At 63.1% G+C, this 11,012-nt stretch carries 10 protein-coding genes; 2 read left to right on the top strand and 8 right to left on the bottom strand.

Annotated elements, in window-relative coordinates; translation table 11 throughout:
• Window positions 1-348 precede the first annotated feature (348 nt).
• The 6 genes from QYL93_RS30120 to QYL93_RS30095 form a co-directional block, all read right to left on the bottom strand.
• The gene (locus QYL93_RS30120) at window positions 349-564 is read right to left on the bottom strand and encodes a hypothetical protein (protein ID WP_305747123.1); all 216 of its coding nucleotides are present in this window, start codon (window positions 562-564) and stop codon (window positions 349-351) included.
• A 549-nt stretch (window positions 565-1,113) separates the two neighbouring features.
• Window positions 1,114-3,984, bottom strand: coding sequence for a cation-translocating P-type ATPase (locus QYL93_RS30115; RefSeq protein WP_370877079.1), 2,871 nt, complete (start codon window positions 3,982-3,984; stop codon window positions 1,114-1,116).
• 369 nt (window positions 3,985-4,353) lie between these two features.
• Entirely contained in the window at window positions 4,354-6,549 is a 2,196-nt protein-coding gene (locus QYL93_RS30110; protein ID WP_305747122.1) for a xanthine dehydrogenase family protein molybdopterin-binding subunit, read from the bottom strand.
• Window positions 6,550-6,619: 70 nt separating this feature from the next.
• Entirely contained in the window at window positions 6,620-7,108 is a 489-nt protein-coding gene (locus QYL93_RS30105) for a (2Fe-2S)-binding protein (protein ID WP_305747121.1), read from the bottom strand.
• Window positions 7,105-8,394, bottom strand: a complete 1,290-nt coding sequence (locus QYL93_RS30100) for a cytochrome c (RefSeq protein ID WP_305747120.1) — start codon at window positions 8,392-8,394, stop codon at window positions 7,105-7,107. Before QYL93_RS30100 ends, QYL93_RS30105 begins: the two co-directional genes overlap by 4 nt.
• A 17-nt stretch (window positions 8,395-8,411) precedes the next feature.
• Complete coding sequence (locus QYL93_RS30095; RefSeq protein WP_305747119.1) at window positions 8,412-8,648, bottom strand: hypothetical protein; 237 nt, start codon at window positions 8,646-8,648, stop codon at window positions 8,412-8,414.
• 191 nt (window positions 8,649-8,839) lie between these two features.
• Here QYL93_RS30095 and QYL93_RS30090 point away from each other — a divergent pair, with 191 nt between their 5' ends.
• The gene (locus tag QYL93_RS30090) at window positions 8,840-9,388 is read left to right on the top strand and encodes a Dps family protein (RefSeq protein WP_305747118.1); all 549 of its coding nucleotides are present in this window, start codon (window positions 8,840-8,842) and stop codon (window positions 9,386-9,388) included.
• A 315-nt stretch (window positions 9,389-9,703) separates the two neighbouring features.
• Here QYL93_RS30090 and QYL93_RS30085 read toward each other — a convergent pair whose 3' ends face one another.
• Both QYL93_RS30085 and QYL93_RS30080 read right to left on the bottom strand, forming a co-directional pair.
• Window positions 9,704-9,892: a hypothetical protein gene (locus QYL93_RS30085; RefSeq protein ID WP_305747117.1), complete on the bottom strand. Its 189-nt coding sequence runs from the start codon at window positions 9,890-9,892 to the stop codon at window positions 9,704-9,706.
• A 12-nt stretch (window positions 9,893-9,904) separates the two neighbouring features.
• Complete coding sequence (locus QYL93_RS30080; protein ID WP_305747116.1) at window positions 9,905-10,213, bottom strand: hypothetical protein; 309 nt, start codon at window positions 10,211-10,213, stop codon at window positions 9,905-9,907.
• A 108-nt stretch (window positions 10,214-10,321) separates the two neighbouring features.
• On the opposite strand from QYL93_RS30080, the gene QYL93_RS30075 reads away from it, so the two are divergent.
• Entirely contained in the window at window positions 10,322-10,996 is a 675-nt protein-coding gene (locus QYL93_RS30075) for a sterol desaturase family protein (protein WP_305747115.1), read from the top strand.
• Window positions 10,997-11,012: the final 16 nt, after the last annotated feature.

Raw genomic sequence — 11,012 nt, 5'->3', positions numbered from 1 at the left:
GTTCGAACGTCATTGCCCGTGGAGTAGGCATGAACGAAATGAGAGTTACGCGCCCATGTTGCTAAATGCGGGGGCGACCGGCAGCATCTGCGTCGCTCGACACGCCCGGAACGGATGGCCTGCCAGGAGTCGGTCCAGTCGGCCTCCATTGCTACGCTGTGATCCATTTTTTGGATGAGCAGGCGCTGCGGGCTCAAGGTAGCACCCGTGCGAGCTATGCCAAGCCGGATCTGAATGCAGCGATTGCATTTGGGCTTGCAGACCTGCAAGCGATCCGGAAAGGCGAAGGTCACTCTGGGAGGAAAATTATCACCGCCTTGATGGCATATGGATGCGGTTGATGATCTGTCAGCCGGTCGCCACAAAGCGATCCGTGCGAGCTGCCTCGAGCACATGGCCCAGATGCGAGTCCAGACACTCAATGGGGGAGTGGTTGGCCAGGAAGACATTCGGCGCCACAAACCAAATTGCAAGCCCCCAACCATCAAAGATGTCCCCCAACTCGGCGACGACTCGACGCGGTCCGGTGGCAAGCATCAGCCCAGGAAAATTGAACTGAAACATCGGTATCCACGTCGCATGACACCACCGGAGTCCGAATATTTCACCCGCAACAAACATGTCATTAACCTCGCAGCTACGTCCGTCGGATCGAACGAAACCATGCTGTGTAATGCTGTGCAGGCGCGAAAGGCCTCCGTACGCCCGGTAGGCGTTCAGCAGTTCTATGAAAGCGCCATCCTGTTTCGAAACAGCACCAGGCGCAGCCGACGCGCGTGCTACCGCAGGTGCCCAATCGCGAGCACAGAGTTCAAGCGTTGTCTCGGAAAAGGGGGATACCGCGCTATCTGTTGATTCGGCGTGACCATGAGTCTTTGTGAATAGTGATAGGGGGCGCAAAGGTCTGTGCATGTGGAATCTCCAATAGCCAAGCATCCGACCTACCGCAGCTGTTCGTCTGTTCGATGTCACACGCATTGGCCAGAGTGCCAAGCTTTCAGGCTACCGCACCACACAATGCTTCTGCGACTGCAATGACTACCATTGCACTGCGCCCAAGAATGGGCCACGCCACGTTGGGTTCCACACATGCCCGAGTTCCGGACACAACCTTTATTCAATTTTGGCAGCAGGTGCGGATCTCCCGCCTCTTGCCCAGGCACGGAGCGCCCACTTGCGAAGCTCGCTAAACCACAGCACGCCACTGGCCATCAGAATGCAAACGCCCCACTGCGCCAGCGAAAGAGGTTTCGTGCCGAAGGCTCGGTTGAGAAATTCGAGGTGGACAACACCCACCTGCAGCATTACCGAGAGCGCCACCGTGGCCCACAACCATCGGTTGGCAAACAGATCGTGGAACGCGCTGCGTGTCTCCGAGCGAGCGTTGAAGCAGTTGAAGAGCTGAGACAGCACCAATACGTTGAAACCGGCTGTACGGGCGCGGGACAAGTCCTCATGGCCCTCCACCAGCCCGCCCGGCAGGAACATGTCGATGGTCAGCAGGGTGACCACCGCCATGACGATACCGATGCCGGCGATGCCAGCCCACATCTGGGCGTCGATCATGCGCACTCCCCGCTGACGCGGTCGACGCACCATCATGTCTTCTGCGATGGGGTCCACGCCCATAGCCAATGCCGGCCCTGCATCGGTAATCAGGTTGATCCAGAGAATCTGCGTGGCGAGCAACGGTAGCACCAGGTCATTGCCAGCGCTGCCCGCGTCAAGCGAACCTGACTTCAATCCGATGATGCCTGCACCCATCACGCCCAGGAAGACGGTGAGCACCTCGCCAAGATTAGATGAGAGTAGGTAACGCAGGAACTTGCGGATGTTGTCGACCACACCGCGGCCCTCGCGCACTGCATCGACGATCGTTCCAAAGTTGTCGTTGGCGAGGATCATTCGCGCCGCTTGCCTAGTTACCTCGGTTCCGGTGATGCCCATGGCGATGCCGATGTCCGCGGCCTTCAGCGCCGGCGCGTCGTTGACGCCGTCACCCGTCATCGCCACCACTTCGCCGCTATCCTGCAGCGCACGCACGATTTGCAGCTTGTGGCGAGGTGCAACACGAGCGAAAACCGAAGTTTGGCGTACAGCTTCGCCGAAGGCTGGCTCGCCGAGCGCAGCCAACACGTCGAGTTCGGTGCCGGTAAGGGCCTTCGAATCCGCAGTCACGATGCCCAGATCCTTCGCGACGCGCAGCGCCGTGCTCGGATGATCGCCCGTTATCATGATGACCCGAATACCGGCGGCATGCGCCTGTTGGACCGCCACCGCCACCTCAGGTCTCGGCGGGTCGATGATGCCCACAGTGCCGACGTAGATCAGCCGCTGTTCCAATTGTGGGCCAACTTCCACGCCTTCGCCCGCATCGAGTTGCCGGTAGGCCACCGCCAGCGTCCGCAGGGCAGCGTCGGCCAATGTGGTAACGTCGGCCGCGATGCGCTGGCGCATGGTGTCGTCCAGATTAACGGTGGCACTGCCGATACGCAATTGCGTGCACCTCGCAAGCAGCACCCCAGGAGCGCCTTTGGCGATCAGCACAAGGCGTTCCCCGTGGTCGTGGTCGGATTCGATCGTAGACATCATCCCGCGGGCCGAAGTGAACGGAATTTCGCCAATACGGGTGAATCGCTTTATACGGCGGGCCGTGCCGCCTAGCTTATGCTCGGCTACGAGGAAGGCCGCCTCTGTCGGATCGCCATCAATCTTCCAGCCACCCCCCTCGGCCTTTCGCAATACTGCATTGCCGGCTAAGCTGCCTCCGCTTAGCACGGCCACGTTCTCGGCGTACTGTGCACCCGGCTGCAACGCGGCTCCAGCTAGCTGTACCTGGCCCACAGGGGCATAGCCAACCCCCGTTACGTCGCTGATACCCGACGCGGTGACGATACGAACGATCGTCATCTCGCCACGGGTCAGCGTTCCGGTCTTGTCGGTGGCGATGATCGAGGCCGATCCGAGCGTCTCCACCGACGTCAAATTCTTGACAATGGCATGGCGCCGGACCATGCGCTGCACGCCCAGTGCCAACACGACAGACAAGATGGCGGGTAGGCCTTCGGGCACAACTGCCACGGCCAGCGAAACCCCTAGCAGCAACACGCTAACGACATCTGCCGCCGCGCGCACATGCTCTGTGATTAGGATCGTGGAAACAACTGCCACGGCGACCACTACGGCCGCCAACCCCATCACTCTCCCGATATGGGCTACTTCCACCTGAAGCGGGGTCGGCTTATCAGCAGTCTCATCCAACATGGTCGCGATAGCGCCGACCTCGGACTGCATGCCGATGGCAGTGACCACGGCCCGGCCGTGGCCCTGAGCCACCGATGTGCCCCTGTAGACCATGTTCAGCCGGTCGCCCAGGGCTGCAGTGGCGTTCAGGGCCGCTGCGTCTTTCGGTACCGGCTCGCTCTCGCCCGTCAGAGAGGCTTCGAGCAAGAGTAGGTCTGAGGCCTCGGTTAAGCGCGCGTCTGCACCCACCGCGTCGCCTTCGCCCAGCACCAGCAAGTCTCCCAAAACCAGGGCTGCACTGGGGATACCCAGGAGCAAGCCATCGCGCACCACCCTGGAGCTGGCCCGAGTCATGCGCGCAAGCGCTGCGACAGCGCTTCGGGCCTTGGCCTCCTGAACCCAACCCAGTGCGGCATTGATCACGACGACCACCGCGATGACGATAGAGTCCATCGGCCAGCCGTGGCGCCCGTCGAAAGCCCACGCAGCCAGGGCAACGGCAGCCGCAACCAGCAGCAGGTAGAGCAGCGGGTCCTGTAGCTCGGTCAGAGCATGGCGCCAGGGAGGCACGGCAGGCAGAGCGCGTAATTCGTTGGCCCCGTCGCGTGCAAGCCGACGGGCGGCTTCGGCAGCCGTCAGACCGAGTGCAGGGTCTGTCTTGCAATCGGCCTTGAGCTGACCAATGTCCGCCATGGTGGAGTGCCACGGAACATCGCGTTTGGTAGCAGCCTTGTTGCTCAAGGCCGAAGCCCCAGGCACCAAAGTGTTCGTTGGCTGCACAGTCTCGAGTGCTAGTGTCTCTTGCAGTTCGGGCGAGGCCGTGCCAGCCTGATCCTCCCCTGGCGGTGCAACCCTGGTTGTAATCATGAGTTCTCCTGCCGAGGTCGTCCTGCGGCCGCAATGCAGCCGTCGATCATCTCAATTGTCCTGTCACACCGCTTAGACAGCGCCACGTTGTGCGTCACGAACAGCACCCTCTTCTCGAACAATGCGCCATCGATGCCGGGCGCCTTTGAGGCTTATGGGCAAGTGTTGGCTGGTGCCGTCGATGAGTTGCTCGCAGTTGTTCATGTCCGATCCTCGTGACAGTGCGTTGGTCGCGAAGAGGGATCAGGCCAACTTCAGCGCGGCCAGCACATCAGCCGGGCGGATCGGCAGGTGACGCAGCCTTACCCCCACCGCCGCGAAAATTGCGTTGCCGATGGCCGGCCCCACGACGGTGGTGGCGGGTTCGCCCAGCCCGGTGGGCGGCGCCGTACTGGGGATGAATGCGATTTCCATGCTCGGGACGTCGCGCATGCGCAGCGGGGTGTAGGTGTCCAGGTTGGTGTCGCGCACCTGACCGTTGGCAAAGGCAGTGCCCTCGAACAAGGCCATGCTCAGGCCCCACAGCGAGGCGCCTTCAACCTGCGCCAGCGCGCCGTCGGGATGGACAATAGTGCCAGCGTCTACGACCACGGTGAGTTTCTGGACCTTCACGACGCCACTGGAGCGGTCAACACTTACGCGTGCTACGCAGGCACACCAGGTCGGCATGTCGCGCTCCTGGCCAAACGTGGTTGCCAGCCCGAGGCCGGTTCCCGCGGGCATCTTAGCGCCCCAATCAGCCATGTCGGCGGCGCGCTGTAGCACCAGGGCCTGTCGTGCTGCACCGTCCCTGCCGTTTTTGCCATTGCCCCCGAGCAGGCGCAGGCGAAAGGCCAGCGGGTCCATACCGGCGGCGCGCGCGGCTTCGTCCATGAAGGACTCCAACGCCCAGTTGGTCCACCCCGGCCCCACGGAGCGCAGCCAGCCAGGGCGAAACGTACTGTTGGCCAGGTCGTTGGAGATGGCCCGCACGCGCTGTGCGCCTACTGAATACCAATGGTCCGCCCCCGAGATAGCAAATGGGTCGTAGGGTTCGCCGTTCCTGCCTTTGGGCATGAACGACGGCACCATCACTTGCGTGGGCCACCCAGCGCTAGCGTGGTGCTGCATGGCGGTGACGTGGCCGTTGGCATTGAAGGCCATGCGCAGGCGCTGCACTGAAGGCGAACGCGGAGAGTCGAAGCGCACATCGTCGGCGCGGGCCCACAGCAGCTTCACCGGCCGACCCAAGGCTTTTGCGGCCAGCGCGGCAGGCACCGCGTAGTCACCGTTCAGGCGTCGGCCGAAGCCGCCGCCGAGCAGGTAGGTGCGCATCACCACTTGCGTCTCGGCCACACCCAGCGCCTTGGCTAGCGTGGGCAGGATCAGCGATTGCCACTGGTTGCCGGTGTGGATCTCCCAGACGCCGTCCTTATGCAAAGCCAACGCGTTGAGCGGCTCGAGTTGAAAGTGCAGCACCGTGGCCGTCGTGTACTTGCGCTCCAGAGTGGACCAAGCAGAGCTGAAGGCAACATCGACGCCTGCGTCCTCCACCACCAGTGATCCCCCCGCCGCGTCGGTCACCAGCGCCAGCCCGCGCGCCTGGATGTCGGCCTCTGACACGGCGACCGCCGGGCTGGTGGTCCATTCGACCTTCACGAGGTCGGCTGCGCGGCTGGCCGCGAAGAAGGAATCGGCGCACACCACCACCCACCCCGGCACGGTGCCCGAGGGGTCGTCAAGCACCAGGCTCTTCAGGTACCCCGGGATGACCAGCGCCGCGCTGTCGTCCACGGACGTGACCTTGCAGCCGTTGCGCGTGGGCGGCAGCTTAGGTCGGGCGTAGACCATTCCGGGCACACGTGCGTCCAGGCCATAGCGTGCCGCTCCGGTGGTTTTGCTAGGTATGTCGATGGCGGCCGTCGGCAGGCCGATCAGGCGGCGCTGGCCTGCCGGCTTGATAGGCAGGGCCTTCAGTTCCTCGGCGCTGTAGCTGCGGGATAGCTGACCATTACGCACGATGTCGGCATAAGTCACAGACTTTCCGGCACTTCTGACAACGCCGTTGCGCGCTGTGCACGTGGCCGGGAGTACGCGCATCAGCTTAGCGCCTTCCTCGATCAATGCTATGCGTCCCGCTGCGCCTGCCTGGCTGAGTTGCGGGAAGCTCTGCCACACCGACCAGCTGCCACCGGTTACCATGGTCCCCCATTTTGGATCTGTGTCGGCGTAGTGCAGCCGCACCGAAGTCCAATCGACCTCCAGTTCATCAGCCACGATGCGTGCCAGGGCCGTGCCCACGTGCTGGCCCATCTCGGCGCGGATGATGTGCACGGTGACGACTCCCTCGCGGTCAATGGCGTACCAGAGGGTGGGCTCGAAGGAGGCGCCCGAGTGGTCGGCCGCGATACCGGTCGCGTCCGTGGCTGCCAGCCCCGATTGTGCCTGCAGGAAAGCCATGGCGAACCCAGCGTTGGTCACGCTGATGAGGAAGCCGCGCCTCCTGAGCCCAAGCGACGGCCCTTGGCATTCATGCATGGGGTGCTCCCCCCCGTACCTCCGCGGCGGCGATCTTGATCGCCTGGCGGATGCGCACATAAGCCATACAGCGGCAAAGGTTGCCGTTCATCACCGAGTCGATGTCATCGTCGGTCGGCTGCGGGAAGCGCCGTATCAGCACGGCTGCCTGCATGATCTGGCCCGACTGGCAGTAGCCGCACTGCGGCGCTTGGGTCTGCACCCAGGCCTTCTGCAACGGGTGCTGGCCGTCACGTGACAGGCCCTCAATGGTTGTGATATCGGCGCCCGCCACCGCACTGAGCGGCGTGACGCAGGAGCGCACCGCGTGGCGCCCGAAGTGAACAGTGCAGGCGCCACACAGTCCGATGCCGCATCCAAACTTGGTGCCGGTCAATCCGACCTCGTCGCGAATAACCCACAAAAGGGGCGTGTCGGGGCTGGTCGTCACGGACAAAGCCTTTCCATTGAGCTGGAAGGTGGTGGTGGTCGAGGCAGTCATTGGATGGTGATGTGGGGTGGCCGGCGTGCTGCAATGGCGGCGGGTAGCCCGGGCCAGGCAGGTTGGTCGCTGCGCGTGCTGCGCAGATAGGAGGCCAGTTGGGCGATGTCGGTATCGCTCAGCGCAGTGGCGAAGCCGGGCATGTACGGCCCTGGCACACCTGGGTTGCCGACGCCATACAGCACGGTCTGGATGAAATTGGCGGGATCGCTTGCAGCGATGGCCGTACTCAATGCTAGGCTACCCTGCACGGCCGGTGGCCGCATAGGCGGACTGTAGTGGCAGGAAGCGCATGCCGATAGATAAAGGTTGGCGCCTGACTGGGTCTCCTTGCCCACATCGACCAGCCTTCGTGACTCGGCCAGTGCCAGTGCGGCCGCGGTACCTGCCGCCCGAGCGGCCGAGCCATTGCCGTCGGAGAAGTAGATTGCCAGGGCCATCACGTCGCTGTCCGGCAAGCGCGCAAGACCATCGTGCACGACGCTGGCCATTGCGCCGGCCGCCACGCCATGCCGCTCCGATTCGCCGGTGCGCAGGTAGTCGTATAAGTCCTGCTGCGACCATGCCACGGGGGCGGGGTTGGTGGCATCCAGAGGCGGTGCCAGCCAGCCATCAAGCGGCGCTCCGGCATAAGCTGCGTTGAGCTGCTCGGCGCCGAAGCGGTTGCGAGGCGTGTGGCAGGCGGCGCAATGGGTGATCCCCTCGGCCAAATAGGCACCGCGGTTCCAAGCTTCGCTCCTGGCAGCGACGTTGCGGTAGGTGCCAGGGTCGAAGAACAGCAGCTTCCAGCCGGCCTGCAACGCTCGCAAATTTAGCGGGAACTGGATCGTGTTCACTCGGTCGGGTGCATGGACCGCAGGGCGTGTCATGAAAAAGGCGTATAGCGCATTCACGTCCTCGTCGCCAAGCTTGGCGAAGTGCGTGTAAGGGAAGACGGGCAGCAGGTGCGAACCGTCACGCGCCACCCCCTCGCGCATGGCGCGGGTGAACGCGGCCTGCGACCAGTTGCCGATGCCGGTCACCGGGTCTGGCGAAATATTGGTGCTATAGGCCAGGCCGAAGCCAGTGTCCAGACCCAGGCCGCCGCCCCATGCGGGCCCGCCCGCGACCGTGTGACAGCCGGCGCAATTGCCAGCCGCAGCGAGTTGGGCGCCAAGCGCGACCAAGGCCGGAGCGAAGCGCCCAGCTGGCGGGGGCGGTTCCGGTGTCAGGGCAGGGCGCCAGGCGACGGTGAAGCAGCTCAACAGCAGTAGCACGAGAAAGCCGATGGCAATGGGCAGGCGCATTGACATTCTGGGTCCCGCTACCGCATCGTCGTTACAAGCGCATCGAACTGCGAGTGAAGCGACTGGCTATACGGCATCGCCGGTAGCACCTCTTGCGAGATGCGCTGCGGCGTCCAGGCTACCACCCATGACGGGTCTGCCCGTGGGATCGACATCCGGCCGACGGGCATGCCATTGTCTCGGATCAGCAAAACAGCGTTGGCCAGTGAGCGGATGCCTACGCCGACGAAGCCGGCCTTGCGTGTCGAAGTCATGTTGAACGCCTCCCGATAAATGCGGTTATGGATTCCAAGGTAAACGCAGCCCGCCCGCTGGTCTGTGCGCTGGGCAACACGGCGCGGCCCTGCGCCCCGAGAACCTGGGTGCGGCAACAAACAGACGAGCGCCGATGAATGCGCGAGGCTGCAGGTAGGCATAGAGCCGACAACCCATCCAAGGACACTTCATGAATAAACCAAGCGCAGAGAAAGTGCGGGAACTTGAAAGGCGGCGAGAGGCTCCTCTAGTGACGCCGACTGACCTCAAGGGTGATGCGACGCGTGATATCGCCGCCGCAATGAACGGCATCCTGGCCGACGTGTTCGCGCTATACATCAAGACGAAGAACTTCCACTGGCACATGAGTGGGCCGCATTTTCGTGACTACCACCTGCTGCTGGATGATCAGGCGGACCAGCTTTACGCAATGACGGACCCCATCGCCGAGCGAATACGCAAGGTGGGGGGGACCACGCTGCGATCGATCGGGCATATCGCCCGCACGCAGCGGGTGCTGGACAACGATGCCGAGTACGTCGATCCGCTGGACATGTTGGCGGAGCTTCGCGACGACAGCAAGACGCTTGCGGCCAGTCTTCGGCAGGCACACGAGGTGTGTGACGAACACCGCGACATTGCCACCACCAGCCTGATCGAGACCTGGATCGACGAGACAGAACGGCGCACTTGGTTTCTGTTCGAGGCCAGCCGCAACGGAGGCATCACCGGCCATTGAAGCCGCTCAGGGTTAGGGCCGCCAAGACGTGCTGCGTGCCATCTGCCAAGGCCCAGGGAACGGCATGTTTTAGCGCCTGTTGCGTCACAATGCTCTGTACGGTCTGGTTGGCCGCTATGGCGCCAATTTATGCGTCCTCGCTCGCGACAGGAGTTCGCGATGTTCGTGATGATCGAGAACCACGACCGCAGGAATCCATCCGCTTCGAGGGCGCGCCCTTCCTCGGCCGCGAGGTCACCGGCATGGACAACCTCGAGTGTCGCCTGCGGTGTCCTGTTCTGCCATAGCAATGTAAGCCGATGCGGTGCCGCGGCTTCAGGTGCTCAGGCGTGGATGTATCCAACCACCAACCCACACAAGCGCGGCCAGCGCCACAGCCAGAACCGCGAAGTGCATGCCTAGCCCAAGCGTGGAGGTGCCGCCCGCCAGCATCAGCGCGTGCAGCCCGTCCACCACATAGCTCAACGGGTTCAGGTGGGCAACCACCTGGAGCCATGGCGGCATGATCTCGGTCGGTTAGATCGCATTGCTGGCGAAGAAGAGCGGCATCGTCAGCACCTGGCCGATGCCCATGAAGCGTTCGCGCGTCTTGACGATGCAGGCGGTCATCAGCGAGAAAATGGAGAACAGCGCCGCGGTATTGCCGCCGCGGGTGTCGAGTGGCTGGGGCCATGTCGATGGCGGACGGCGATTTCGTCTCTGTGCGCTCGACAGAGCGTAGATCACAGCTGCGGTCGCCAACCGAAAGGGATCGCGCAAGGGGTACATAGTGGGCGCTGTGATGCTGATGGCCGGCTCTCGGTGGCGGGCATAGGTGACATGCATGTACGCACGCGCACAGACTGGCTGCGGACAACACCGAACAATGGTAAACGTCGTGCGCCTCGGTCGCCGTTTTTCCCTCTGTCCACAGAAAGTAACCCATGAAGACGGATGAAAAATTACAGCGCGACGGCGGTACCGCTTTGGTGGGCCATCGATACTACGGTCAGCCCCCTGCGCCATCTCGGGAGGCTGGTTAGGCCCGAGATGCTCCGGCTCTTCACACTCGAGCATGGGGCGGTGGCTTACCGCGCCGACTTCGCGCTGTACACCTGCGCCACGGCGTCATTGTTTGCCGGACTGCTGTTCTGGAGTCCACATGCGCATTGGCTCCAGAGTTGTGCGCTCGTGACAACCGGCCTGCTGAGCTGGACGCTTGTTGAGTATGTTATGCACCGCTTCATCCTGCATGGGCTGGAGCCGTTTTGCAGCTGGCATGCGGCCCACCACGCGCGCCCCACGGCGCTGATCTTCACGCCTACTCTCTTAAGCGCATCGCTGATCGGTGTGCTTGTATTCATGCCAGCGGTGCTGTGCGGCAGCATCTGGCAGGCCTGTGCGCTGACGCTCGGCGTGCTTGCTGGCTACCTAGCCTATACGGTCACGCACCACGCCACACACCACTGGCGCGCCCGCAGTACCTGGCTGCGTCGGCGCAAGGGCTGGCATGCCCGTCATCACCACTTGACGGGCGGCTGCTATGGCGTGACTAGCGGAATCTGGGACTATGTCTTCTCCACTAATGTTTTCCCGACCATCCGCCAAGCTGAACAGGGACGCCTGTGACGTCAGCCACCTATCC

It is taken from the genome of Acidovorax sp. A1169 (assembly GCF_030704685.1).
Classification (GTDB): Bacteria; Pseudomonadota; Gammaproteobacteria; order Burkholderiales; family Burkholderiaceae_C; genus Acidovorax.
This window is presented reverse-complemented; position numbering and strand designations above follow the sequence as displayed.

Coding starts and splice junctions, on each gene's coding strand:
- QYL93_RS30120 (WP_305747123.1), bottom strand. CDS start 564: ATGTTTCAGTTCAATTTTCCTGGGCTGATGCTTGCCACCGGACCGCGT.
- QYL93_RS30110 (WP_305747122.1), bottom strand. CDS start 6,549: ATGGCTTTCCTGCAGGCACAATCGGGGCTGGCAGCCACGGACGCGACC.
- QYL93_RS30105 (WP_305747121.1), bottom strand. CDS start 7,108: ATGACTGCCTCGACCACCACCACCTTCCAGCTCAATGGAAAGGCTTTG.
- QYL93_RS30100 (WP_305747120.1), bottom strand. CDS start 8,394: ATGCGCCTGCCCATTGCCATCGGCTTTCTCGTGCTACTGCTGTTGAGC.
- QYL93_RS30095 (WP_305747119.1), bottom strand. CDS start 8,648: ATGACTTCGACACGCAAGGCCGGCTTCGTCGGCGTAGGCATCCGCTCA.
- QYL93_RS30090 (WP_305747118.1), top strand. CDS start 8,840: ATGAATAAACCAAGCGCAGAGAAAGTGCGGGAACTTGAAAGGCGGCGA.
- QYL93_RS30085 (WP_305747117.1), bottom strand. CDS start 9,892: ATGCCGCCATGGCTCCAGGTGGTTGCCCACCTGAACCCGTTGAGCTAT.
- QYL93_RS30080 (WP_305747116.1), bottom strand. CDS start 10,213: ATGCATGTCACCTATGCCCGCCACCGAGAGCCGGCCATCAGCATCACA.
- QYL93_RS30075 (WP_305747115.1), top strand. CDS start 10,322: ATGAAAAATTACAGCGCGACGGCGGTACCGCTTTGGTGGGCCATCGAT.